This is a genomic window from Kitasatospora sp. NPDC088351 (assembly GCF_040685575.1).
Taxonomy (GTDB): domain Bacteria; phylum Actinomycetota; class Actinomycetes; order Streptomycetales; family Streptomycetaceae; genus Kitasatospora.
This window is the reverse complement of record NZ_JBFBIL010000013.1, coordinates 40,933-65,035: the sequence shown is the minus strand read 5'-3', so window position 1 is coordinate 65,035 and position 24,103 is coordinate 40,933. Positions and strand designations below refer to the sequence as shown.

Here is a 24,103-nt window from a genome sequence, read left to right as displayed (position 1 = left end):
CGCTCCATCCCTCTCGACACCGGCGCGGCCCTTCGACTCACGAGCCGTGCGCTCAGCTGTCCGCCAGCTCCCGGACGGCGGCGGCGAAGAGGTCGCCGCGCTCGCCGTAGTTGGTGAACATGTCCATCGAGGCGCAGGCCGGGGCCAGCAGCACCGTGTCACCCGATTGGGCGAGTGACACGGCCGTACGAACCACTTCGGCCATCGCCACCGCGCCAGTCTGGCCCTCGGCCGCCTCGATCACCGGGACATCCGGCGCGTGTCGCGCCAGCGCCTCGCGGATCAGCGCGCGGTCCTCACCGATCAGCACGGCGGCGCGCAGCCGCTCGGCCGCGCCCTGGACCAGGTCGTCGAAGGTGGCGCCCTTGGCCAGTCCGCCGGCGATCCAGACGATCGGCCGGTAGGCGGCCAGCGAGGCCGCCGCGGCGTGGGTGTTGGTGGCCTTGGAGTCGTCGATGTACGTGACCCCGCCGACCACGCCGACCTCGGCGATCCGGTGGGCGTCCGGCCGGAAGGCCCGCAGGCCCTCACGGACGGCCGCCGGCTCGACGCCGTACGCCCGGGCGAGCGCGGCGGCGGCGAGCGCGTTGGCGACGTTGTGCGGGGCCGGCGGGTTCACGTCCTCGACGGAGCCCAGCTCGGCGGCGCTCTTGGCGCGGTCCGGCACGAAGGCCCGGTCCACCAGCAGGCCGTCCACCACGCCGAAGTTCGACGGGCCGGGCGAGCCGAGGCCGAAACCGATCGCCCGGCAGCCCTCCTCGACGTCGGCCTCGCGGACCAGCGCCTCGGTGGCCGGATCGGCCAGGTTGTAGACGCAGGCGACGACGTTGCCCTCGTAGATCCGGCCCTTGTCGGCGGCGTACGCCTCCATCGAGCCGTGCCAGTCGAGGTGGTCGGGCGCCAGGTTGAGCACGGCCGCCGAGTACGGGCGCAGCGAGGGAGCCCAGTGCAGCTGGTAGCTGGAGAGCTCGACGGCGAGCACGTCGTACGGCTCCTCGGCGAGCACCGCGTCCAGCACCGAGACCCCGACGTTGCCGACGGCGGCGGTGCGCCTGCCGGCGGCGGTGAGGATCGAGGCGAGCATCTGGACGGTGGTGGTCTTGCCGTTGGTGCCGGTGACGGCCAGCCAGGGGGCGGGCTCGCCGGTGGACTCCAGCGGCTTGCGCAGCCGCCAGGCCAGTTCGACGTCGCCCCAGACCTCCACGCCGGCCGCCTCGGCGGCGGCGAACAGCGGGCTGCTGGGCGGCCAGCCGGGCGAGGTGACGACCAGCCGGGTGCCCTCGGGCAGAGTGTCGCCGTCACCGAGGCGGACGGTGACGCCCTGCTGCTCCAGCTCGTCCGCGCGGGCCTTCAGGCCCTCGCCGGAGCCGCCGTCCACGACGGTGACCCGGGCGCCGAGGCCGCGCAGCACGCGGGCGGCGCTGATGCCGGAGACGCCGAGCCCGGCGACGGTGACCGGCAGTCCGGCCCAGGCGAGGTCGGTCATCCGGTCACCCATCCCGCGTAGAAGAGGCCGAGACCGACGGCCACGCAGAGGCCCTGGATGATCCAGAACCGGACCACGATCAGGACCTCGCTCCAGCCCTTGAGTTCGAAGTGGTGCTGCAGTGGCGCCATCTTGAAGACGCGCTTTCCGGTCATCCGGAACGAGCCGACCTGGATGATCACCGACAGGGTGATGATCACGAAGAGGCCGCCGAGCAGCGCGAGCAGCATCTCGGTGCGCGAGCAGATCGCGAGGCCGGCCAGGGCGCCGCCGAGGGCCAGCGAGCCGGTGTCGCCCATGAAGATCTTGGCCGGCGAGGTGTTCCACCAGAGGAAGCCGAAGCACGAGCCCATCAGGGCGGCGGCGACCACCGCGAGGTCCAGCGGGTCGCGGACGTCGTAGCAGTTGGCGGTGGCGGAGATCGAGTAGGCGCAGCTCTGGCCGTACTCCCAGACGCCGATGAAGGTGTAGGCGCCGAAGACCATCACCGAGGCGCCGGTGGCCAGGCCGTCCAGACCGTCCGTCAGGTTCACGCCGTTCGACATCGCGGCGATCATGAAGTAGGCCCAGATGACGAACAGCACCGGGCCGACGGACCAGCTGAAGTCCCGTACGAAGGAGAGGTGCTGGGACGCCGGGGTGAGCCCGCGGTCGTCGGCGAACTGCAGCGAGAGGATCGCGAAGGCGAGGCCGACGAAGGACTGGCCGAACAGCTTCGCCTTGGCCCGCAGGCCGAGCGAGCGGCGCTTGACGACCTTGATGTAGTCGTCCAGGAAGCCGACCAGACCCAGACCCACCGTCAGGAACAGCACCAGCAGACCGGAGGCGGTCGGGGTCTCGCCCGTTATCGCCTTGGTCGCGAAGTAGGCGATCAGCGTCGCCAGGATGAAGGCGATACCGCCCATCGTGGGCGTGCCGCGCTTGCTGTGGTGGGCCTTGGGGCCGTCGTCACGGATGTACTGGCCGTAGCCGTGCTTGGCGAGCAGCTTGATCAGGGCCGGGGTGCCGAGCAGCGACAGGACCAGGCCGATCATGCCGGAGAAGAGGATCTGCTTCATCAGTTGGCCGCACCGTCCGCGAGCAGCGTTTCGGCCACCTTCTCCAGCCCCACCGAACGGGACGCCTTCACCAGGACCACATCCCCCGGCCGCAGCTGACTGCGCAGCAACTCGACCGCCGCGTCCGCGTCGGACACCAGCACCGACTCCTCACCCCACGAACCTTCGTTCCTAGCGCCCAGTTCCATACAGGCCGCCTCACGCCCGCCGACCGCCACCAGCTTGGTGACGTCGAGCCGGACCGCGAGCCGCCCGATGGCGTCGTGCTCGGCCAGGCTTTCCTCGCCGAGCTCCCGCATCTCGCCGAGCACCGCCCAGGTACGGCGGCGCTCCGGACCGCGCCCTCCCATCGAGACCAGCGCCCGCAGCGCGGCCCGCATCGAGTCGGGGTTCGCGTTGTAGGCGTCATTGACGACGGTGACACCATCGGCCCGGTCGACGACCTCCATGCGCCAGCGGGACAGCGCACCCGCCTCGCTCAGCGCTTCGGCGGCGTCGTCGACGGACATCCCGAGCTCCACCGCCACCGCTGCGGCGGCGAGGGCGTTCGAGACGTGGTGCTCACCGTACAGGCGCAGCTGCACGGGTGCGGAACCGGCCGGGGTGGTCAGCGTGAACGATGGCCGTCCGGTGGAGTCCAGGCGAACATCCTGTGCGCGGACGTGGGCGTCCGGCGACTCCCCGAACAGCACCACCCTGGCCCTGGTCCGGTCCGCCATCGCGCGCACCAGCCGGTCGTCGGCGTTGAGGATCGCGGCGCCGTCCGCGGGCAGTGCCTCGACCAGCTCGCCCTTGGCCTCGGCGATCGCCTCCTGGGAGCCGAACTCGCCGACGTGCGCGGTGCCGACGTTCAGCACCAGGCCGATCCGGGGCGGGGTGATCGAGGTGAGGTACTCGATGTCGCCCTTGTGCCGGGCGCCCATCTCCATCACCAGGTGCCGGGTGCCGGGCTCGACCCGCAGCGCGGTCATCGGGTGCCCGATCTCGTTGTTGAGCGAGCCGGGCGGGTAGACGGTGTCGCCCAGGCGCTGGAGCAGCTGGGCGATCAGGTCCTTGGTGCTGGTCTTGCCGGCCGAGCCGGTCAGCGCCACCACGGTGGTCGCCTCGGCCCGGGCGACCACGGTCCGGGCCAGCTTGCCCAGCGCGTCCACCACGCTGTCGACCAGCACGGCGGGCACACCGACCGGCCGGGAGGCCAGCACCGCGACGGCGCCGGCCGCGACGGCCCGCTCCGCGTAGTCGTGTCCGTCCACGTGCTCGCCGGCGAAGGCCGCGAACAGGCAGCCGGGGCGCACCTTGCGGGAGTCGACCTCGACCGGGCCGGTCACCGGGGTCGCGGGGTCGGCGCCGTCCAGGGTGCCTCCGACTGCTGCGGCCACCTCGGCCAGGGTCAGTGCGATCACGGCTGCTCTACTCCTCCGGTGCCCCGGGCGGCCGTGGTCTGCGTGATGGATTCGCGCAGCACCTCCCGGTCGTCGAAGGGGCGGATCTCGTCTCGTACGTACTGGCCGAGCTCATGGCCCTTGCCGGCCACCAGCACGGTGTCCCCGGCCTGGGCGCGGGCCACCGCGAGGTGGATCGCCTCGGCGCGGTCGGGGACGACCAGGACGGCCCCGCGCTCGGCCTCCGGCACCGAGGCGGCGCCGGTCAGCATGGTGGCGAGGATCGCCACCGGGTCCTCGCTGCGCGGGTTGTCGCTGGTCAGCAGGGCGGTGTCGGCCAGCCTGGCGGCGATGGCGCCCATCGGGGCGCGCTTGTGCGGGTCGCGGTCGCCGCCGCAGCCGACCACCACGTGCAGCCGGCCCTTGGTGACCTCGCGCAGCGAGGCGAGGACGGCCTGCAGCGCGTCGGGCTTGTGCGCGTAGTCGACCACCGCGACGAACGGCTGTCCGGCGTCCACCCGCTCCAGCCGGCCCGGTACCCCGGGCACCGCGGCGATCCCGGCGACGGCCTGCTCCAGCGGCAGCCCGGCGGTGACCAGCACGGTGATCGCGGCCAGCGCGTTGGCGACGTTGAACGGACCGGGCAGCGGGACGGCGGCGTCGGCCTCGGCGCCGTCGGGGCCCAGCACCCGGAAGGTCGAGCCCACCGGGCCGAGCTGGACGTCCACGGCCCGCCAGTCGGCCTCGGGCGCGCCGTTGGCGGAGAACGAGGCCACCGGGATCTTCGCCTCGGCGGCCAGCCTGCGCCCGTACTGGTCGTCCAGGTTGACCACGCCGCGCCGGGACTTGCCGGGCTGGAAGAGCCGGGCCTTGGCCTGGAAGTAGTCCTCCATGTCCGGGTGGAAGTCGAGGTGCTCGGGGGTGAGGTTGTTGAACAGGGCGACGTCGTACGTCACCCCGTCGGTGCGGCCGAAGACCAGCGCGTGGCTGGAGACCTCCATGGTCACCGCGTCCGCGCCGCGCTCGCCCATCACGCCGAGGATCGCGTGCAGGTCGGTGGCCTCGGGGGTGGTCCGCTCGCTCTTGATCCGCTCGCTGCCGACCCGCATCTCGACCGTGCCGATCACCCCGGGGTTGCGCCCGGCGCCGCGCAGGCCGCCCTCGACCAGGTAGGACGTGGTGGTCTTGCCGTTGGTACCGGTCAGCCCGAGCATCAGCAGCCGCTCGGAGGGCCGGCCGTAGACGGCGGCCGCCAGCTCGCCCATCCGGGCCCGCGGCCGGTCGACCACCAGCAGCGGCAGGCCGGTGCCGGCCGCCAGCTCGGCGCCGGCCGGGTCGGTGAGCAGCGCCACCGCGCCCGCCGCGGCGGCCTGGGCCGCGAAGGCCGCGCCGTGGTGGTTGGCGCCCGGGAAGGCCACGTACACGTCGCCCGGGCGCACCGCGCGGGAGTCGTGGGTGACGCCGGTGACCGGGCCTCCCTCGACGGGCGCGAGGCCCAGCAGGCGGGCCAGCTCGGCGAGCGGCAGGGCGGCCGTCTCGGCCGGGCGGGGCGGGCTCACGGTGATTTGATCGGGTTTCGGCACGGCGGGAAGGCTATCCGCCGAAGGGTGTCCAGGGCCAAACCGGGCCCTCGCCGCGCCGTCGTCCCACCCCGCCCGCTCGTTGCTCATGGTCGATCACGGCTTCCACTCGACGGCCAGCTTGGGCGCCTCGCTACCGCTCGGCGGCACCTGCAGGGTCTTCAGGGTGAACTCCATCACCTGCTTGAACACCGGACCGCAGAGCTGGCCGCCGAAGTGGCCGTTGACCGGGCCCTGGAGCACGCAGGAGACGGTCACCCGGGGAGCGTCGGCGGGGGCGAAGCCGATGAAGGACGCGGTGTAGCCGTCGTAGCCCTTGCCGTTCGCCGCCCCCCGGTTGGCCGTACCGGTCTTGCCCGCGATGCGGTAGCCGGGGATGGCCGCCTTGCCGCCGGTGCCCTGCTCGTCGGAGACGACCGACTCCAGCATCTCGGTGAGGGTCTTGGCGGTCTGCTCGCTGACCACCCGGGACTCCGCGCCGGGCGCGGCCGGGGTGTACTTCCCGTCGGGCGCGGTGGTGCCCTGGACGACGCTGGGCGCCACCCGCACGCCCCCGTTGGCGATCGTGGAGTAGACGGAGGTGGCCTGCAGCGCGTTGACCGTCAGCGGGCCCTGGCCGAACGAGATGTTGTACTTCTCCGAGGCGACCAGGTCCTCCGGCTTCTTGAGCCCTCCGGCGGTCTCCCCGGGGAAGCCGAGACCGGTGGGCTCGCCGACGCCGAACTTGCGCATGTAGCCGTCGAGGATCCGGTTGGCCTCGGCCTGGTCGGCGCCGAGCGTCTCGGCGGCCTCGATGGTACCGATGTTGGAGGACTTGGCGAGCACCCCGGCCAGCGTCAGGTACCAGGTGCTGTGGTCGATGTCGTCCTTGAACTCCTGGCCGGCCCGGACCAGCCGGTTGGGGACGGTGACCTTGGTGTCCCAGGTCGCCTTGCCGGAGTCCAGCACGGCGGCCATGGTCATCAGCTTGGCGGTGCTGCCGGGCTCGTACGCGTCCTGCAGCGCGGGGTTGCCGAGCTGGGAGGACCTGGCCGTGCTCAGGTCGTTGGGGTTGAAGCCGGGCGAGGAGGCCATCGCCAGCACCTGACCGGTCTTCACGTCCTGGACGATCACATAGCCCTTCTCCGCCCCGGAGTTGGCGACCTGGTCGGTGATGGCCCGCTGGGCGGCCCACTGGATGTCCCGGTTGATGGTCAGCCGCAGGTCGGTGCCGGGCACGGCCGGGTCCAGCGAGCCCCCGGCGGTGGGCACCAGCCGGCCGCCCGCCTGGGCGTAGCTGCTGTGGCCCTCCTTGCCGGCCAGCTGCTTCTGGTACTGCTGCTCCAGGCCGCCGGCGCCCTCGCCCTCGGCGTTGACGAAGCCGACCAGGTTGGCGGCGAGGCCGTCCGAGGGGTAGACCCGCTTCTGGGTGTCCCGGTTGAAGACCCCGGCCAGCGGGTTGGCGCACTCGTTGTCCACCCTGGTCCGCCCGCCCTCCTCGGCCGGCTTGTTCAGCAGCCGCTTCTGGGCCAGGCAGGCCTTGGAGTTCGCCTTCTTCTCCAGGCTCGACTTGAGGTCGCTGATCTGGTTCTTGGTGTCCGGGGTCTGCTGGGCGGCGAGCCGCTTGTAGCGCGTCTTGGGGGTGTGCAGGTCGGCGGCGATCTTCTCCTTGGGCAGGCCGAGGATCGGTGCCAGCAGCGCGGCCGCCTGTTCCGGCGCGTCCGGGATCCCGGAGGACGCCGGGGTGAACATGGCCGGGTCGGCGGTGATGTCGTACGCGTCGACGGTGGTGGCCAGCGCCACGCCGTCGGCGGACGTTATCGAGCCGCGCTCGGCGGTGATCGGGATGCTCTGGTAGCGGTTGGTGTTGGCGTCGGCGGCCAGCGCGTCCGAGTCCAGCAGCTGGAGCTGGACCAGGCGGCCGGCGAACACCGAGAACACCAGCGACATCACGACGGTGATCACCCGCAGCCGGCGGCGCGGGTCGGCCAGCCGGATCCCCTTCGGCCGCTGCGGCGGGCGGGGCCTGGGGCGCGGCTTGGCGCCCGCCTGACCCCGGGCCGTCGGGCGGCGCTGCTGCGGGGCCCGGGGCGTCCTCGCGGCGGACGGCTGCTGCGCCCTGGGGGGCTGCCCCTTGGGCGCCTGGGTCTTCGGGGGCTGCTTCGACCGCGCGGACTGGGGCTTGGCCGGCTGCGCCTTGCCGGGCTGGGCCTTGCCGGACTGGGCCTTGCCGGACTGGCCGCGCGGGGCGGGCGGCCGCCGGCCGCCCGTGCCGCCGGTGGGCTGTCGGGGCGTGCTCATCGGCCCGCACCTCCGCTCGCGGGCGGCGCCGGGTTGATCTGGACGGTGCCGTCACCGACGGTGGCCGCCGGCGCCGGGGCGCTCTGCTGCGCACTCGGCGCGGGCTGCCTGCCCGGCCACGGTTCGGCGGTGGACCGCTTCACCGGGGGGCTGTCCTGGGCCGGACCGGGTTTGCCGATCACCGTGCCACCGTTCTGGAGATCGAGGAAGGCCATCCCGCCGGCCGGCACCATGCCCAGCTCGCCGGCCCGGCGCGCGAGCGCGTCCGGCGCGGAGCTCTGGTCGATCTGGTGCTGGAGGCCCTGCTGCTCGTCGGTGAGCACCGTGGTCTGCCGCTGCAGCTTGGACAGCTCGAAGGAGCCTTCGTTGAGCGCGGTGTTCAGCGCGAGCAGCCCGAGCATCCCCGCCGCCAGCAGGACCACCACCAGGACGGCGAACGGCGTCCGCCCCCGGGAGCGCCGCCCCGGCCGGACCGTGATCCGCGCCCTGCCGCCCTGTCCGGGGAGCACTGCTCTCCCCGCCCCGCCTCCGGCCACCGGCCCCACGCTCTTCCTCCGCCCTTCGGACCGCCCCGGAGCCTGGTCAGCCCCGGGTGCTTCGGTCCCTGATCCTCTCCGCCACCCGCAGCCGCACGGGCGCGGCACGCCGGTTCTCCTCGATCTCCTCCTCGGTAGCCAGTTCGGCACCGCGAGTGATCAGCTTCAGCCAGGGCTGGTGCTCCTCCGGGATGAACGGCAGCCCGGGCGGGGCGCTGCTGGTCGCCCCGGCCGCGAAGTACTGCTTGACCAGACGGTCCTCCAGCGACTGGTAGGACATCACGGCGATCCGCCCGCCCAGCGCCAGCACGTCCAGCGCCCCCGGGATCGCGCGGTCCAGCACCTCCAGCTCGCCGTTGACCTCGATCCGCAGCGCCTGGAAGGTGCGCTTGGCCGGGTTCCCGCCGGTGCGCCGGGTGGCGGCCGGGATGGCGTTGCGTACCAGATCGACCAGACGCGCGCTGGTGGTGAACGGTTCCTTCTCGCGCTCCCGCACGATCACCGAGGCGATCTTGCCCGCGAACCGCTCCTCACCGTAGACCTTGAGGATCCGGGCCAGCTGCCCGTGACTGTAGGTGTTCAGCACCTCGGCCGCGCTCAGGCCGCGGGTCTGGTCCATCCGCATGTCCAGCGGGGCGTCCTGGGCGTACGCGAAGCCGCGCTCCGCCTCGTCCAGCTGCATCGAGGAGACGCCGAGGTCGAACAGAATGCCCTGCACCTCGGCGATGCCGAGCCGCTCCAGCACCTCGGGGATCTCGTCGTAGACGGCGTGCACCAGGGTGGCCCGGTCGCCGAACGGGGCGAGGCGCTCGCCGGAGAGCTTCAGCGCGGCCGGGTCACGGTCCACCGCGACCAGCCGGACGTCCGGGAACTGGGTCAGCAGGGCCTCGCTGTGCCCGCCGAGGCCGAGGGTGGCGTCCACCACCACGGCGCCCGGCCGCGAGATCGCCGGGGCCAGCGCGTCCATGCACCGCTGCAGCATCACAGGGACGTGCTTGGGGGCCGGATCGTTGGTGCTCATGCGCGGTGGCGCCCTTCCTCGGTGCGAAGCAGCCCGATGTCCGGGAGCTCCGACCATTTTGGCCCACCGCGCACCGGAGCCGACGCATGGGGCCGTGACGCGGCCCGTGGTCCCCGCCCGCTCAAGGGGAAGGTCGTGACCGCCCGGCGCCGGGGAAGGTGCGCCAGGTGGCACGGAGCGGGTGGAGGCCACGGGCCGCGTCGACCGCGGCACCGGCCGGAAAGGCCCGGTTGACGGGGTCCGGCGGGTGTGCTCCACTGCGCGGCAACTCTATCGCGCGCACCCGGTCAGTCAATGGCCCGCTCCGGCGCACCACCCGGGCGGCGGTACGGATCGCCGCAGGTCGCGAGCGCCGGGGCGGACCGCCGTCGGCGCAGCCCCGGAGGCGCGCGGGACTGCCCCGCACACCGGCCCGCCGGGCCTCCGGGAATCCGGACGAATGGGGTCAGAACGCCCTGACCAGCACCTCCGGGACCTGCCGCGTTGTGGATATGCGCTCGGTCACAGCCGCCCGCTCTGTAGCCCCCCACCCCACCACGAGCGCGGAAATCGCACTAACGTCTCCAGCATGACAGTGACCCCCGACCGGCCCACGCCGACCGCCGCTGCCGGCTCCGCCAAGCCGACCATCATCGACCGCTTCGTGGCGGCGAACCGCGAGTACGCGGTGACCTTCCGCGACGGGGGCATGGACGCCCGTCCGGTCCAGAAGATCGCCGTGGTGGCGTGCATGGACGCCCGGCTCGACCTGTTCGCGGCGCTCGGCCTCGAACTCGGCGACGCCCACGTCATCCGCAACGCCGGCGGCGTCGTCACCGACGACACCATCCGCTCGCTCACCATCAGTCAGCGCGCCCTGGGCACCCGCTCGATCGCGCTGATCCACCACACCGGCTGCGGCCTGCTGGGCCTCACCGAGGACTTCCGCCGCGAGCTGGCGCAGGAGGTCGGCCAGCGCCCGCAGTGGGCGGTGGAGGCCTTCACCGACCTCGACAGCGACGTCCGGCAGTCCATGCAGCGGGTCCGCACCTCGCCGTTCCTGCTCCACACGGACGACGTGCGCGGCTTCGTCTTCGACGTCCACACCGGGCTGCTCCGCGAGATCGGCTGACCCCTCCCGTCCCACCGGCCACGTCCAGGCCCGGCCAGCGTCGCCCGGGCCCCGCCGGGCGTCCGCCCGTACCGTCTCGGAGCGCTTCCGCTCCGCCCCTGACCGCTTCCCCGGTGCTTCCGGGCCGGATGGTGACTTCTGGCCACCGCCCGGGGGAGAATGCGCCTGCCGGTCTGACCCCGAACCACCTGGGGCGGCCAGGCCGCAGGCCGTACCCCGGCACCGGCTCCCTGTTCGGAACCGCTCCCGGAGGGGCCGCGTCAAGCATGGGGTGGGGGCCGGTCTCGGGGTGAGGCGGGCACAGCGTGCCAGGGAGCGAACGGGTGACGAGCTACAACGATCAGGCCGGTCTCGAAGGTCGTGCGGGAGGCGGCCGGCGGACCGGGGAATCCCACCCGGCCGGTCTGCCCGAGCTCGGCGCGGTCGTCGACCGGGTGCGCGCCAACATCGAGAGCGTGATCGAGGGCAAGCCGGAGGCCGTCCGGATCGCGCTGACCGTCCTGCTCGCCGAGGGCCACCTGCTGCTGGAGGACGTCCCCGGCGTCGGCAAGACCATGCTCGCCAAGGCGCTGGCCCGGTCCGTCGACTGCACCGTGCGGCGCATCCAGTTCACTCCGGACCTGCTGCCCTCCGACGTCACCGGCACCAACATCTACGACCAGCACCAGCGCGACTTCGAGTTCCGCCCGGGCGCGATCTTCGCCCAGATCGTGGTCGGCGACGAGATCAACCGGGCCTCGCCGAAGACCCAGTCCGCGCTGCTGGAGTCGATGGAGGAGCGGCAGGTCACCATCGACGGCACCAGCTACGAACTGCCCTCGCCGTTCATGGTGGTGGCCACGCAGAACCCGGTCGAGATGGAGGGCACCTACCCCCTCCCGGAGGCCCAGCGGGACCGCTTCATGGCCCGGATCTCGATCGGCTACCCGAGCACCGAGGCCGAGCTCGCGATGCTCGACGTGCACGCCGGTGCCAGCCCGCTGGAGGACCTCCAGCCGGTGGCGCACGCCGCCGACATCCTCAAGCTGATCGAGCTGGTGCGCACCGTGCACATCGCCGAGCCGGTCCGCCGCTACGCCGTCGACCTGGTCGCCGCCACCCGCAGCAGCCACGAGCTGCGGCTCGGCGCCTCGCCGCGCGCCACCCTGCACCTGGTGCGGGCCGCCCGCGCCGCCGCCGCCCTGGACGGACGCGACTACGTCACCCCGGACGACATCCAGCGGCTCGCCGTCCCGGTGCTCGCCCACCGTCTGATGCCGACCGCGGAGACCCAGCTCAGCCGCCGTACCGCCGAGCAGATCGTGGTCGACCTGGTCGCCCGGCTGCCGCTGCCGCGCCCGCAGGGCAGCCCGGCCGTCCGGAGGGGCTGAGGTGGGGCCGTCCGACGCACCGTCAGGCCTGCGCGCCGGCCTGCGCGGCCTCACCACCCGGGGCCGCTCCTTCCTCGCCGCCGGGCTGACCGCGGTGGTCTGCGCCTACCTCCTCGACCAGGACGCGCTGCTGCGCGTGGGCGTGCTGCTCGCCGCGCTGCCGCTGGCGGCCGCGCTGCTGCTGGCCAGCACCCGCTACCGGGTGGCCAGCGGCCGCCGGCTCAGCCCGCGCCGCGCCACCGCGGGCCAGGAGGCCCGGGTCCATCTGCGGGTCGACAACGTCTCCCGGGTGCCCACCGGCCTGCTGCTGCTGGAGGACAAGGTCCCGTACGTACTCGGGCCGCGCCCGCGCTTCGTCCTGGACCGGGTCGAGCCGCGCGGCAACCGCGAGGTCTCCTACCGGGTCCGCTCCGACCTGCGCGGCCGCTACCCGCTCGGCCCGCTCCAGCTGCGCCTCTCCGACCCGTTCGGGATGTGCGAGCTGAACCGTTCCTTCACCGCCTCCGACACCCTGACCGTCGTCCCGCAGGCGCAGCCCCTGCCGCACGTGCGGCTGAGCGGCGAGTGGGCCGGCCAGGGCGAGAGCCACACCCGCACCCTCGCGCTGGCCGGGGACGACGACGTGATCCTGCGCGAGTACCGGCCCGGTGACGACCTGCGCCGGGTGCACTGGAAGTCCACCGCCCGGTACGGCGAACTGATGGTGCGGCGCGAGGAGCAGCCGCAGAAGGCCCGGGCCAGCGTCCTGCTGGACACCCGGGAGGTCGGCCACCGGGGCAACGGCCCCGCGTCCTCCTTCGAGTGGGCGGTCGGCTGCGCCGCCTCGGTCGCCGTCCACCTGCTGGAACGCGGCTACCAGACCCGGCTGCTCACCGACACCGGCCACTGCGTGCCCGGCCCGGCCGCCGGCGGCGGCAACACCGCGGCCGACGCCTCCGGTCTGATCCTGGACGCGCTCGCGGTGGTCGACCTCTCCGACGGCGGCGGGCTCTCCCGCGCCGAGGAACCGCTGCGGGCCTCCGGCGAGGGCCTGCTGGTCGCCGTCCTCGGCGAGCTGGACGAGGCCCAGACCGCCCGGCTGGCCCGGCTGCGCGGCCGGACCGGCGGCGCCGTGGTCTTCCTGCTCGACACCGACACCTGGGCCGGCCTGCGGCTGCTCGCCCCCGAGACCGGCGGTGACGAGTTCCGCGCCCGCGTCCAGCAGCTGCGCGAGGCCGGCTGGACGGTGCTGCCGGTCCGCGCCGGGGACTCCGCCCCCGACCTCTGGCAGGCCGCCGACCGGGCCAAGGCGTCCTCCCCCTACCGAGAAGAGGCCGGCGCGTGACCACCCGGGCCAAACTGACCGTGTACTCGGCGCTGGCCACCGCACTGGCCGCGCTCTGCCTGACCCCGCTGCTCACCACCAAGAGCTGGATCATCAACGCCTTCGTGGTGATCGCGGCGGTCGCGGCGGTCGGCGCAGGCCTGCGCCGGACGCCCTTCTACCGCTGGACGGTGCCGCTCGGGCAGCTCCTCGTCCTGTTCGTCCTGCTGCTGGTCGGCTTCGCCGGCTCCACCGCCGTGTGGGGCGGCGTCGTGCCCGGGCCGCGGTCGGTGCACGCCCTCGGCCAGGTCCTCGGCACCGGGCTGGACAACATCCAGGAGTACGCCATCCCGGCGCCGCCCAACCCGGGCCTGCGACTCATCCTGGTCGCCTCCGTCGGGCTGATCGCCGTCGTGGTGGACACCGTCGCGGTGACCTACCGGCGCTCGGCGCTGGCCGGGCTGCCCCTGCTGGCCCTGTACTCGGTCGGCAACGGCCTGGCCGGCAGCGGCGGCAGCTGGATCTGGTTCGCACTGGCGGCCGGCGGCTACCTGGTGCTGCTCTTCGCCGAGGGCCAGGACCGGGTCTCCCGCTGGGGCCGGGTCTTCCGCGGCAGCTCGCGCGGCACCGGGGGCACCGGCGCGCTCAGCCAGGGCGGCCAGCGGGTCGGTGTACTGGCCCTCGCGCTGGCCCTGCTGCTGCCGGTCTTCCTGCCGCGCTGGGACGCCGGCCTGATCCACGGCACGTCCGGCCCGGGCTCGGGCAAGGGCTCCGGCTCCGGGGGCGCGGCCAGCCTGGACCCGCTGGTCACGCTGGAGGCCGCGTTCAACAGCCCCAGCGACGAGGTGCTGCTCAACTACCGCATGGACGGCGACCAGGCCCAGTCCACCTACCTGCGCACCGGCTCGCTGGACACCTTCGACGGCGCCTCGTGGAAGCTCGTGAGCACCGGGCTGGGCGACCTCAAGAACCTCCCCCGCCCCGCAGGGCTCACCGACGCCGACCTCCCCACGATCGACGGCGACTTCGAGGTCACCGACCGGCTGGAGTCGGCCTGGCTGCCGGTGCCCTACCCGGCCAGGAGCATCACCGTCCCCAACCCCGACAGCTGGCAGGTGGACGCCCTCACCGACACCGTGCAGCCCACCAAGGACAAGGCGATCAAGGGCCTGAAGTACCAGGTCAGCGCCCTGGACGTACGGCCGACCGCCACGGAGCTGCGCACCGCGCCCGCCGCCCCGGCCCAGATCGTCGAGCACTACACCGAGCTGCCCAGGGAACTGCCCCCGGTCGTCGCGGAGAAGGCGCTGGCCGTCACCGCGAAGGCGCGCACCCCGTACGACAAGGCACTGGCCCTGCAGTCGTGGTTCACCGGTCCCGAGTTCACCTACGACACCAAGATCCAGCCGGGCACCGGAAGCTCCGCGATCGAGACCTTCCTGCGGGACCGCAGGGGCTTCTGCGTCCACTTCGCCTCCACCATGGCGGCGATGGCCCGCACACTGAAGATCCCCGCCCGGGTCGCGGTCGGCTTCACCCCCGGCGACGCCAAGGGCGGCAACCAGTTCTCGGTGACCGGGCAGAAGTACCACGCCTGGCCCGAGCTGTACTTCGAGGGCTTCGGCTGGACGCGCTTCGAGCCCACCAAGAGCCGCGGCGTGCAGCCCAGCTACGCCGACCCGGTCTCCGCCCCCGCCACCGCTCCGACCCAGCAGCCGACCGCCGCCGCGCAGAGCACGGCCCCGGTGGCCGCGCCCTCCGTCGGCAGCGACTGCGACCCCAGGCTGCGTCGGCTGGGCGAGTGCGAGGACCGGAAGAAGACCGCCGCCGGCGCCCACGAGGAGTCCTGGCTGCTGTCCTGGCAGGTGCTGGGCACCCTCGCCGGGGTCCTGGTACTGATCGCGCTGCTGCTCACCCCGATGTTCTGGCGGACGATGCTGCGCCGGCGCCGGATCGGTCCGGGCGGGCGCCGCCGGCCGGGCGGCAGCGGGCCCGCGGAGCTGACCGACGAACAGGTGCTGGCCGCCTGGGACGAGTTGGTCGACTCGGCCTGGGACCTCGGCATCCCGCCGGACGAGTCGCGCACCCCGAGGTCCGCCGCCCGCCGGATCTCCGAGACCGCCGAGCTGGACGAGGCCTCGGCGGCGGCCGCCGGGCGGGTGGCGCTGGCCGCCGAGCGGGTGCTCTACGCCCGCGACGCCCGGATCGCCGCGCCGCTGGCGGCGGACGTCCGGACCGCCCGGGACGGCCTGTGGGCCGGAGCCGGCCGGACCGGCCGGACCAGGGCGATGCTGTTGCCGCCGTCCTCGGCCCAGTTGTCGTGGCGGATCTCCGACGCCGTGCTGGCCGCCCGGCTCGCCGTCCGTGGCCGGGTCTCCCGGGTGACCGGGGCGGTCACCGGGCCGGTACGCCGGGCCTGGGGCGGGCTACGGCGCCGGAAGGGCGGCGGGGAGTCCGGGGAGTCCTGAGGGACGCCCCCGGGACGGAACGCCGAGGGCGGGCAGTCGGTCCGACTGCCCGCCCTCGGCGGCTGTTCCAGGTGTGACCGTTCAACCGCGGGCCCCGACGGCTCCGGCCCTTCGGCTCAGAGCCCGCTCTGCTCGTCCCGGCGGCGCTGCCAGCGCTGCTCGACCCGGTCCATCATCCCGGCCTTGCGGCGCGGCGCGGCGGCCGGCCGGGGGCCGGAGCCCTGGCTCGCCGGACCACGGCGCCAGCCCGTCACGGCGAAGACCGCGCACCCCAGCATCACCAGGAACCCGACGATGCTGACCCAGATCTGGTCGGGGACGACCATTCCGCCCATCAGCAGGCCGATGCCCACCACGAATCCCCCGACGGCCAGGTAGACCCGCCGGCGGGTGTAGGTGCGCAGCCCGGTTCCCTCAAGCGCCGACGCGAATTTGGGATCTTCGGCATACAGCGCTCGCTCCATCTGGTCGAGCAGTCGCTGCTCGTGCTCCGAGAGCGGCACGGAGTCCTCCTACTCGTCGGTCGCGGGTGCGACCGGTCCGCCGCCCCGGTCGGGGAGGCAAGTCCAATCAGCCATCAGGGCACGCGGTCGGACGCCTGTGCGGGGGGACCCGACCCGTGTCGTCCATATGCCCCATGCGTCCGGCTGTCATGCTTTCCGGCTTTACCCAGATCATACGGTCCACGGACCTGTTACGGGGTGGTCGGCTTCGCGTGGGCCGGGCCACCCCGACCGGTCCCGGCCGCACTGTGCCCAACGCCGCACACCCCGGACAAGTGCCCGATCCGATGGAATCGGCCGAGACCTGGGGACCTTCGGAGACGACCGGCAGGAGACCGGTGGGCGAACCGCCGCCGGACACCCGGCGGACGGTGTGCGAAACCTCTGCGGAGCGGGTGTGTGGGGCGGGTGTGCGAAACGTCTCCGCCGGGGGTCAGGCCAGCGTCGCCAGGACGTGCAGCTGGGTCGCCACGGCGTGGAAGGCGGGCTGCCCGGCGGCGGCCTCCTCCAGCTTCAGCAGCGCCTCCAGCGCGCCCGGCTCGGTGTCCACCAGCACACCGGGCACCAGGTCGGCGAAGACCCGGACACCGTGCACCGACTCCACCCGCAGACCGGCGCCGTCGGCCAGCCGGCCCAGCTCCTCGCCGGTGAAGCGGCGCGGCATCGGGTCGTTCTCGCCCCAGCGGCCGTCCGCGGCGCCCAGCACCGTCCGGGCCTCGGTGAAGTGGCCGGCGAGCGCGCGGGCCAGCACCGCGCCGTTGCGGTTGGCGGCCAGCAGGCTGACCAGGCCACCCCGGCGCAGGGTGCCGGCCAGGCTGCCGAGCGCCTCGGCCGGGTCGTCCACGACCTCCAGCACGCCGTGGCAGAGCACCGCGTCGACCGTCCCCGGCGCGACCAGCTCGGGGAGCGTCTGGGTGTCGCCCTGGACGGCGCGGACCAGGTCGGTGACACCGGCCTCGGCGGCCCGCCGCTCCAGCGCGAACAGGGCGTCGGGGCTCGGGTCGACCACGGTGACCCGGTGGCCGAGCCGGGCGACCGGCACGGCGAAGTTGCCGGTGCCGCCGCCGGTGTCGACCACGTCGAGCACGGGCTGGTCCAGCTCGGCCGCCCGCTTCTCCAGGGCGGTGCGGACCACCTCCCACACCACGGCGGTACGCAGGGCGCTGCGGGGACGCGTCGGGTACAAGGCGGGGCTCCTCGGCACATGCAGATCGATCAGGATGCCTCCACCTTAGTCCGGGCCGACGGGCCGGGCCGCGCCGCCGGCCGTCGGCCGCGGACCGGGCCGCGCCGCCGGTCACCGGCGGCGGGCCGGGCGGTCACCGCCGTCGTCGTCGGCACCGCCGTCAGCACCGCCGTTGTCGCTGCCGCCGCCGTCGTCGTCCAGCGGCAGCCTCGGGGCGGGCGGCGCGGGGCGCAGGCCGAGCAGGCGCTCGACCAGGCGCAGGAAGAGGGCCGAGTTGCGGATCAGGTCGTCGGCGTCGCGGGCGGAGGCGGCGCCCCTGATCCCGGCCTCGGCGGCGGCCCGGCGGCGGGCGCCGGCCGCGAAGTAGACCGCCCACTCGGCGAGCTCCGGCGCCACCTCGGGCAGCACCTCCCAGGCGCTGCGGATGGCCTTGCGCCGCCGGGGGCTCTTCTCCGGCCGCCCGCGCACCGCGAGCACGGCCGCGACGGTGCGCAGCGCGGCGAGATGCGCGGCGGCGTACCGCTCCAGCGGGTCCTCCAGGGCGCGGGCGCGGTCGAGCGTGCGGTGGGCGTCGGCGAGCAGGTCCAGCGCGGCCGGCGGGGCGGCGGCCCGGCGCGGCACGGGGTGGACGTCCCCGCGGCCCGGACGGGCGGCGGGCTGGGGGGAGGCCGGTGGGTGGGAGGCGGGGTGGAGGCGGGCGGTGACGGGCTCAGGGTGGCTGATGGTCATGGTCTCCCCCGGTCCGAGGCAGCGCGCGAGCCGGGTGGCCCGTGCTCCTCCATCGTGAACCGGACCACTGACAACGCGGTCGCGAGCGATGGCGCGGCCACTCGCCGTGCGGGCGCACAGGTGTGCGCGCGGGCGTACGTCCGGGCGTGCGGGTGGGCGTGATTCGGGTGGGCGTGCGTATTTGCGTATGAACGGGCCCGGTTCCGGATAGCCGCCCTCGGGCGTGCGGGCGTGCGTGTGGGCGGCGGGCATCGGCCGGTCCTCCCGGCCCCGCACCACCGCCCCGCACCGGCCGAAGCGCCGTCCCCCCACGGACGGCGTTCCGGCTCTCCCCCGTCGCCGCCCCCCGGCCGTGCTCCGCCGCCCCGTGTCGGCGGTGCGCGGCCTCCGGCCGGCTCCCGTACGGACCCGCCGGTGCCGTCCCGCCGGCCTCTCACGGCCGGTGGACGGCACCTGTCCGCCTCCCGGTCCGGCGCGCCCGACGCGCTCTCCGTCCCGGTGCCCCTACTGTCCCGTCCCCGCAGGTCGGAGGCCATCCGCTCAGATACTCAACCGCTTTTCTGAGTATCCGTACTCAGTCCCTTCCGGGCCAGGAACCGGCCGCCCCCGGCCGGCGTCCCGGGTACGGTACGGCGAGACCGGGTGGACCCGGCAGGCGCTCCGAGGAGGGAGACCGATGACGATCGTGCCGCTGATCTTCACCAGCGGGCTGGCCAGTGGGATCAACGCGTACGCGGTGGTGCTGCTGCTCGGGCTGCTGGGCCGGTTCGCCGGGGCCGACTCGGTGCCGTCGGCGCTGGAGCGCACCGATGTGCTGATCGCCGCCGCCGCGCTGTTCCTGCTGGAGGCGGTGGCCGACAAGATCCCCTACGTGGACAGCGTCTGGGACGCCGTCCACACCGTGATCCGCCCGGTCGCGGGCGCCACCGTCGGCGCGCTCCTCGCGAGCGCCGACCCGGGCTCGCTCGGCGAGGTCGCGGCGGGCGCCATGGGCGGCACCACCGCGCTGGTCAGCCATCTGGTGAAGGCCTCGCTGCGGATGGCGGTCAACACCTCGCCCGAACCGGCCAGCAACATCGTGGTCAGCCTGGCCGAGGACGTCTCGGTCGCCGGGCTGGTCACCCTGGCGATCTTCCACCCGTGGCTGGCCGCGTCGGTCGCCGCCGTGCTGCTGGCCGTCGGCCTGCTGCTGGTCTGGTTCGCGATCAGCCGGATCCGCCGCTTCCGGGCCCGCCGCCGCGAGCGCAGGGCCGCCCGCGCGGCCGGCCCGCGACCGGCGGAGGCCGCGGCCGGTGAGGTGGGGGAAGGATCGTGGGCGGCGCGGTCATAGGATCGGGTGCCATGGCACGGATCGTCATCATCGGCGCAGGAATGAGCGGGCTCGCGGCGGCTTCCCGGCTGGCGACCCTCGGACATCGGGTGACGGTCTGCGAGGCCGGGGGCACGTACGGGGGCATGGTCGGCCGGTACGAGCGGGCCGGCTTCGCCTTCGACACCGGCCCCGGTCTGCTCACCCTCCCGGCCGTCTACCGCGACCTCGCGCTGAAGACCGGCAAGGAGCCGCTGGAGCAGCTGGTCGAGCTGGTCCCGGTGGACCCGGAGAGCCTGCACCTCTTCCCGGACGGCACCGTCCTCACCCTGCCCAACGCCTCCCGGGCCGGTTACATCCAGGCCCTGGACGCCGCGTTCGGCCCTGGCTCGGGCGCCCGCTGGAGCGAGGTGATGAACCACGGCCGCACCGTCTGGGAGACCACCCGCCGCCCGCTGCTGGAGGAGCCCCTCCCGGCCGACCCGGCCCCGCTGCACGGCGACCCCTACCCCACCCCGCCCCGCCAGGGCCTGGCCCGGCTGCGCCGGCCCCGCCCGTGGACCCTCGCCGACGTCGCCGCCCGCGAACTCGGCGGCCACCCCGGCCCGACCGCCCTGCTGCACGAGCACGCGCTGCGCTTCGGCCTCGACCCGCGCACCGCCCCGGCGAGCGCCACCGTGCTGCCGTACATGGAGCAGTCCTTCGGCGTCTGGTACGTGCGCGGTGGCATCCGCGCGCTGGCCGAGGCGGTGTACCGGCGGTGCGAGCAGCGCGGGGTGACGTTCCGCTTCGACACGCCGGTGACCAAGGTGGCGACCCGGGACGGCCGGGTCTGCGGCGTCCAGACCAAGGGCGACCGGCTCGACGCGGATCTGGTGGTCTCCTCGATGGACGCCAGGGTGCTGCACACCGGCTGGACGGGCCCGGCCGAGTCGTCCGACGACTGGCCCGCCGCCGCCCAGCGGCTGCACGGCGTGCCCGGGCGGGTCAGCGTGCTGCTCGCGCTGCGCGGCGCCCGTCCGGCCGGCACCGCGCACCGCACGGTGGTGCACGCGGCGGACCCGGCCGCCGAACTCGCCGGGATCTTCACCCCCGGAGCCCCGCTCGCGGACCGGCCGACCGTCCAGGTGCTGCGGCCCGACGACCCGTCGCTCCACCCCGAGGGCCACGAGAGCGTGGTGCTCACCGCGACCACGCCCTCACTGGACTTCGACTGGGGCGCGCCCGGCGCGGCCGACCGCTTCGCCGACCGGATGCTCGCCCACGTCGACGCGGCCGGCCTGGGCCTCGGCGAGCGGGTGCTGTGGCGGGTGGTGCGCACGCCCGAGGAGACCGAGCGGGAGACCGCCTCCTTCTTCGGCTCGGTGCCCCCGCCCGCCCTGGCCGGCGCCGACGGCGCGCTGCTCCAGGCGCCGAACGAGGACTTCCCCGGTCTCTACCTGGTGGGCGGCGCCGCCCACCCCGGCGGCGGGCTGGCCAGGGTGGGCATGTCCGCCTGCATCGTGGCCAACCTGGTCGGTCCCGCCTAGGGCCTGCCCGCCCAGGGCCACGCCCGGCGGCCGTCAGCCCTGCTGCCAGGTGTTCTGCTGCTGGTAGCCGTAGTCGTAGGACGGCTGCTGGGGGATGACCGGCTGCTGCTGCGGGTGCTGCTCGGGGTGCTGCGGGTGCTGCTCGGGCTGCCACTGCTGCTGGGCGTTCGGGTCCCAGGCGGGCTGCTGCTGGTAGCCCGCGTACTGCTCCTGCTGCTGATAGCCCGCGTACGGGTCCGGCTGCTGCTGGTAGCCGCCGTAGCCCTGGTCGTAGGTGAACGCCGGCTGCTGCTGGGTCTGCCACTGCTGCTGGTCGTAGCCCGGCGGCTGCGGCTGCTGCTGGACGTCGTAGCCGGACTGGTAGGCCCCGGCGTACGGGTCCGGCTGGACGGCCTGCTGCTGCTCGTGCTGCTGCTCGTAGTAGGCGGGGGCGTAGACGCCGTCCGCGGCGAGCTCCTGCATCTCGAAGGCGGCGGTCTGCTCGACGGCCGGGACGGCCTCGGCCGCCACCGGGGCGGGCCCGGGGGGCTCCTCGACCGCGCCGACCTCGCCGATCCTGGCCGCCGCCACGGTGGCCGCGGCCACCGCGCCGCCGCCGGTCAGCGCCCCGAGCAGCGGGACCTTGGCCAGCGGTCCGGGCAGGCCGCCGTCGGCCTTGCGCAGCGACCAGCCGGACGTGTAGCCGCGCTTGACCGAGAGGGTGACGAAGGTCTGGCCGACCGCGAACAGCGCGGCGCCCGCACCGATCACCACGACCGAGCCGATCGCCATCCCGGCGGCCACCCCGAGGAAGCCGCCCAGGGCCAGACCGCGCCAGTGGATCGGGGCCCGGTTCTGCAGCAGCAGCTCGGCCACCAGCCAGAGCGCCACCACCGCCAACGCGGCGTACAGCAGCAGGTATCCGACACCCATCCGCCCGCTACCTCCAGTCGCGTGCCCGCGCGCGCCGCGCGTGTGCGGCGACTGTACCGGTTCAACGGCCCGGGTACCGCATCGCGTTCCCGGCCGCCCCCGGCACTTCTCCGGCCGGGGCGGCCGGGCCGCTCAGCGCTGGTGCAGACCGAGGTTCTGGTAGATCTCCAGCGTCGCGGTCGAGTGGTTGAGCGTGATGAAGTGCAGGCCGGGGGCGCCCTCGGCGAGCAGCCGCTCGGACATCGCGGTGGCGTGGTCCATACCGACCTCGCGCAGCGCCACCGGGTCGTCGATCACGGCCCGCAGCCGCTCCTCCAGGTCGGCCGGGAAGGCCGAGCCGCTCAGCTGGGGGAAGCGGTCCAGCTGCTTGGCGTTGGTGACCGGCATGATCTCCGGGATGATCGGCGCCTCGCAGCCGGCCGCCGTGACCCTGTCGCGCAGCCGCAGGTAGTCGTCGACCTCGAAGAACATCTGGGTGATCGCGTAGTCGGCGCCCGCGCGGATCTTCCCGACGAAGTGCCGGATGTCCTCGTCCCAGTCGGTCGAGCGCGGGTGCATGTTCGGGGAGGCGGCGACGCCGACGCAGAAGTCGCCGATCCCCTTGATCAGCTCCACCAGCTCGTACGCGTAGGTGACCCCCTGCGGGTGGCTCACCCACTCGCCCGTCGGGTCGCCGGGCGGGTCGCCGCGCACCGCGAGGACGTTGCGTACGCCCTGGTCGGCGTAGTGGCCGATGATGTTGCGCAGCTCGGCGATCGAGTGGTCGACCGCGGTCAGGTGGGCGACCGGCGTCAGCGTGGTCTCGGTGGCGATCCGGCCGACCATGTTGACCGTGCGCTCGCGCGAGGAGCCGCCGGCCCCGTAGGTCATGCAGACGAAGTTCGGGTCGAGCGGTTCGAGCCGCCGGATGGCGTCCCAGAGCCGCTGTTCACCGACCTCGGTGCGCGGCGGCATGAACTCGAAGGAGAAGGAGCGCTTGCCAGCCGCCAGGAGCTCGCGAACCGTCTGCGCGCGGTCTGTTCTGGTGGAAGCGACGCCGAGTGCCATGCTGGCAGGTTAACCGTCGGGCAAAGGACCCGGACAACCGAGGTCCACGGATTGAGACAATCGGTGGACGGCATTCCGGATCCCGGCCGGCCGTCGTCCGTACAGGCGTTCCCAGCCGCCCGGCTAGGCTTGCCGCACCCCAGCGAACCTCCGGAGCCTCATCGTGACCTCGCCCACCAGCCGCCCGGCCAGCCCCATTGACGTGGAGGACGTGCGCGAGCGGGTGAACGCCGCGCTCGCCGGGTTCATGGACGGCCAGTCGGCGCTGCTGGGGAAGATCTCCCCGCGGCTGGCACCCGCCGCCGACGCCCTGCGCGACTTCCTGCTCGACGGCGGCAAGCGGCTGCGCCCGGCGTTCTGCTACTGGGGCTGGCGCGGCGCCGGCGGCCCGGCCGGGGGCGACGGCATCGCGCACGCGGCGGCCGCTCTGGAGCTGCTCCAGGCCAGCGCGCTGGTCCACGACGACCTGATGGACCGCAGCGACACCCGGCGCGGCCTGCCCTCCGTCCACCGCCGCTTCGAGGCCCTGCACCGCGAGAGCGGCTGGCGCGGCGACCGCGAGCAGTACGGCGCCTCCGCGGCGGTGCTGCTCGGCGACCTGCTGCTGATCTGGTGCGACGAGCTGTTCCTGCGCTCGGGCCTGGAACCGGCCGCGGTGCTGTCCGCCAAGCCGGTGTTCGACCTGATGCGGACCGAGGTCATGGTCGGCCAGTACCTGGACGTCCTGGAGCCGGTCGCCGGCGACTCCGCCGACGCGGGCGCGCTGGAGCGGGCCCAGACCGTCCTGCACTACAAGTCGGCCAAATACACCATCGAGCGCCCGCTCCAGATCGGCGCGCTGCTCGCCGGCGCCGGGCCCGGGCTGGTCGAGGCGTACGGGGCGTTCGGCCTGCCGCTGGGCGAGGCGTTCCAGCTCCGGGACGACCTGCTGGGCGTCTTCGGCGACCCGGCCGTCACCGGCAAGCCGGCCGGGGACGACCTGCGCGAGGGCAAGCGCACCCTGCTGGTGGCGCACGCCATGCGCGGGCTGTCCGCGGCCGACGCCCGCCACCTGGACGAGCGGCTCGGGGCACCGGACCTGGCGACCGAGGAGGTCACCCGGCTGCGCGCGCTGGTGGAGCGCAGCGGCGCGCCCGGGCTGGTGGAGCGGCGGATCGAGGAGCTGATGCGCCAGGCGCTCGGCGCGCTGGAGGCGGCGCCGCTGGCGGACGAGCGGGCCCGCGAGGTGCTGCTGGCGCTGGCCGAGGCCGCCACCGTCCGCAAGTACTGACCGGTACCGGGGGTACGGCGGGC

The 24,103-nt window shown here is 74.2% G+C and carries 19 protein-coding genes; 7 read left to right on the top strand and 12 right to left on the bottom strand.

Annotated elements, in window-relative coordinates:
- Positions 1-52: 52 nt before the first annotated feature.
- From murD to rsmH, 7 genes are all read right to left on the bottom strand, one after another.
- Positions 53-1,486 carry a UDP-N-acetylmuramoyl-L-alanine--D-glutamate ligase gene (gene murD, locus AB0P06_RS13015; protein WP_363607384.1) on the bottom strand — a complete coding sequence of 478 codons (1,434 nt, stop codon included), beginning with the start codon at positions 1,484-1,486 and terminating at the stop codon, positions 53-55.
- Positions 1,483-2,544, bottom strand: a complete 1,062-nt coding sequence (gene mraY, locus AB0P06_RS13010) for a phospho-N-acetylmuramoyl-pentapeptide-transferase (RefSeq protein WP_363607310.1) — start codon at positions 2,542-2,544, stop codon at positions 1,483-1,485. The genes murD and mraY overlap by 4 nt, the downstream gene beginning before the upstream one ends.
- Positions 2,544-3,947, bottom strand: coding sequence for a UDP-N-acetylmuramoyl-tripeptide--D-alanyl-D-alanine ligase (gene murF, locus AB0P06_RS13005; protein ID WP_363607309.1), 1,404 nt, complete (start codon positions 3,945-3,947; stop codon positions 2,544-2,546). The genes mraY and murF overlap by 1 nt, the downstream gene beginning before the upstream one ends.
- Positions 3,944-5,509 carry a UDP-N-acetylmuramoyl-L-alanyl-D-glutamate--2,6-diaminopimelate ligase gene (locus AB0P06_RS13000; RefSeq protein ID WP_363607308.1) on the bottom strand — a complete coding sequence of 522 codons (1,566 nt, stop codon included), beginning with the start codon at positions 5,507-5,509 and terminating at the stop codon, positions 3,944-3,946. Before AB0P06_RS13000 ends, murF begins: the two co-directional genes overlap by 4 nt.
- A 93-nt stretch (positions 5,510-5,602) precedes the next feature.
- Positions 5,603-7,786, bottom strand: a complete 2,184-nt coding sequence (locus AB0P06_RS12995) for a penicillin-binding transpeptidase domain-containing protein (protein ID WP_363607307.1) — start codon at positions 7,784-7,786, stop codon at positions 5,603-5,605.
- Positions 7,783-8,295, bottom strand: a complete 513-nt coding sequence (locus AB0P06_RS12990; protein WP_363607306.1) for a cell division protein FtsL — start codon at positions 8,293-8,295, stop codon at positions 7,783-7,785. Before AB0P06_RS12990 ends, AB0P06_RS12995 begins: the two co-directional genes overlap by 4 nt.
- Before the next feature lie 73 nt (positions 8,296-8,368).
- A complete protein-coding gene (gene rsmH, locus AB0P06_RS12985; protein ID WP_363607305.1) occupies positions 8,369-9,343 on the bottom strand; it encodes a 16S rRNA (cytosine(1402)-N(4))-methyltransferase RsmH in 975 nt (324 codons plus the stop codon).
- Between the two features lie 568 nt (positions 9,344-9,911).
- Between rsmH and AB0P06_RS12980 the strand changes: the two genes are divergently transcribed.
- From AB0P06_RS12980 to AB0P06_RS12965, 4 genes are all read left to right on the top strand, one after another.
- Positions 9,912-10,454, top strand: coding sequence for a carbonic anhydrase (locus AB0P06_RS12980; protein ID WP_363607304.1), 543 nt, complete (start codon positions 9,912-9,914; stop codon positions 10,452-10,454).
- A gap of 404 nt (positions 10,455-10,858) precedes the next feature.
- Entirely contained in the window at positions 10,859-11,824 is a 966-nt protein-coding gene (locus AB0P06_RS12975; protein ID WP_363607383.1) for a MoxR family ATPase, read from the top strand.
- Position 11,825: 1 nt separating this feature from the next.
- Positions 11,826-13,148 carry a DUF58 domain-containing protein gene (locus AB0P06_RS12970; protein WP_363607303.1) on the top strand — a complete coding sequence of 441 codons (1,323 nt, stop codon included), beginning with the start codon at positions 11,826-11,828 and terminating at the stop codon, positions 13,146-13,148.
- The gene (locus AB0P06_RS12965; RefSeq protein WP_363607302.1) at positions 13,145-15,595 is read left to right on the top strand and encodes a transglutaminaseTgpA domain-containing protein; all 2,451 of its coding nucleotides are present in this window, start codon (positions 13,145-13,147) and stop codon (positions 15,593-15,595) included. Before AB0P06_RS12970 ends, AB0P06_RS12965 begins: the two co-directional genes overlap by 4 nt.
- Before the next feature lie 116 nt (positions 15,596-15,711).
- Here the strand turns inward: AB0P06_RS12965 and AB0P06_RS12960 are convergent, their stop codons facing one another.
- The 3 genes from AB0P06_RS12960 to AB0P06_RS12950 all read right to left on the bottom strand — a co-directional run bounded on the left by AB0P06_RS12960 (position 15,712) and on the right by AB0P06_RS12950 (position 18,013).
- Positions 15,712-16,098 carry a DUF3040 domain-containing protein gene (locus AB0P06_RS12960; protein ID WP_363607301.1) on the bottom strand — a complete coding sequence of 129 codons (387 nt, stop codon included), beginning with the start codon at positions 16,096-16,098 and terminating at the stop codon, positions 15,712-15,714.
- Between the two features lie 433 nt (positions 16,099-16,531).
- Positions 16,532-17,284, bottom strand: a complete 753-nt coding sequence (locus AB0P06_RS12955) for a methyltransferase domain-containing protein (protein ID WP_363607300.1) — start codon at positions 17,282-17,284, stop codon at positions 16,532-16,534.
- Between the two features lie 111 nt (positions 17,285-17,395).
- Positions 17,396-18,013: an SAV_6107 family HEPN domain-containing protein gene (locus AB0P06_RS12950; protein WP_363607299.1), complete on the bottom strand. Its 618-nt coding sequence runs from the start codon at positions 18,011-18,013 to the stop codon at positions 17,396-17,398.
- Positions 18,014-18,689: 676 nt separating this feature from the next.
- Here AB0P06_RS12950 and AB0P06_RS12945 point away from each other — a divergent pair.
- Positions 18,690-19,343 carry a DUF4126 domain-containing protein gene (locus AB0P06_RS12945; protein ID WP_363607298.1) on the top strand — a complete coding sequence of 218 codons (654 nt, stop codon included), beginning with the start codon at positions 18,690-18,692 and terminating at the stop codon, positions 19,341-19,343.
- A gap of 11 nt (positions 19,344-19,354) precedes the next feature.
- On the top strand, positions 19,355-20,851 hold the full coding sequence (locus AB0P06_RS12940; RefSeq protein WP_363607297.1) for an NAD(P)/FAD-dependent oxidoreductase: 1,497 nt from the start codon (positions 19,355-19,357) through the stop codon (positions 20,849-20,851).
- Between the two features lie 33 nt (positions 20,852-20,884).
- Here the strand turns inward: AB0P06_RS12940 and AB0P06_RS12935 are convergent, their stop codons facing one another.
- Together AB0P06_RS12935 and metF are read right to left on the bottom strand one after the other, a co-directional pair.
- Entirely contained in the window at positions 20,885-21,763 is an 879-nt protein-coding gene (locus AB0P06_RS12935; RefSeq protein WP_363607296.1) for a hypothetical protein, read from the bottom strand.
- Positions 21,764-21,895: 132 nt separating this feature from the next.
- Positions 21,896-22,810: a methylenetetrahydrofolate reductase [NAD(P)H] gene (gene metF, locus AB0P06_RS12930; RefSeq protein WP_363607295.1), complete on the bottom strand. Its 915-nt coding sequence runs from the start codon at positions 22,808-22,810 to the stop codon at positions 21,896-21,898.
- A 163-nt stretch (positions 22,811-22,973) separates the two neighbouring features.
- Between metF and AB0P06_RS12925 the strand changes: the two genes are divergently transcribed.
- A complete protein-coding gene (locus tag AB0P06_RS12925) occupies positions 22,974-24,080 on the top strand; it encodes a polyprenyl synthetase family protein (RefSeq protein ID WP_363607294.1) in 1,107 nt (368 codons plus the stop codon).
- Positions 24,081-24,103: the final 23 nt, after the last annotated feature.

Bases quoted from the DNA above. Each gene is read 5' to 3' on its own strand.
- murD (WP_363607384.1), bottom strand. From the start codon at position 1,486: ATGACCGACCTCGCCTGGGCCGGACTGCCGGTCACCGTCGCCGGGCTC.
- mraY (WP_363607310.1), bottom strand. From the start codon at position 2,544: ATGAAGCAGATCCTCTTCTCCGGCATGATCGGCCTGGTCCTGTCGCTG.
- AB0P06_RS12995 (WP_363607307.1), bottom strand. From the start codon at position 7,786: ATGAGCACGCCCCGACAGCCCACCGGCGGCACGGGCGGCCGGCGGCCG.
- rsmH (WP_363607305.1), bottom strand. From the start codon at position 9,343: ATGAGCACCAACGATCCGGCCCCCAAGCACGTCCCTGTGATGCTGCAG.
- AB0P06_RS12980 (WP_363607304.1), top strand. From the start codon at position 9,912: ATGACAGTGACCCCCGACCGGCCCACGCCGACCGCCGCTGCCGGCTCC.
- AB0P06_RS12950 (WP_363607299.1), bottom strand. From the start codon at position 18,013: ATGACCATCAGCCACCCTGAGCCCGTCACCGCCCGCCTCCACCCCGCC.
- AB0P06_RS12945 (WP_363607298.1), top strand. From the start codon at position 18,690: ATGACGATCGTGCCGCTGATCTTCACCAGCGGGCTGGCCAGTGGGATC.
- AB0P06_RS12940 (WP_363607297.1), top strand. From the start codon at position 19,355: ATGGCACGGATCGTCATCATCGGCGCAGGAATGAGCGGGCTCGCGGCG.
- AB0P06_RS12935 (WP_363607296.1), bottom strand. From the start codon at position 21,763: ATGGGTGTCGGATACCTGCTGCTGTACGCCGCGTTGGCGGTGGTGGCG.
- metF (WP_363607295.1), bottom strand. From the start codon at position 22,810: ATGGCACTCGGCGTCGCTTCCACCAGAACAGACCGCGCGCAGACGGTT.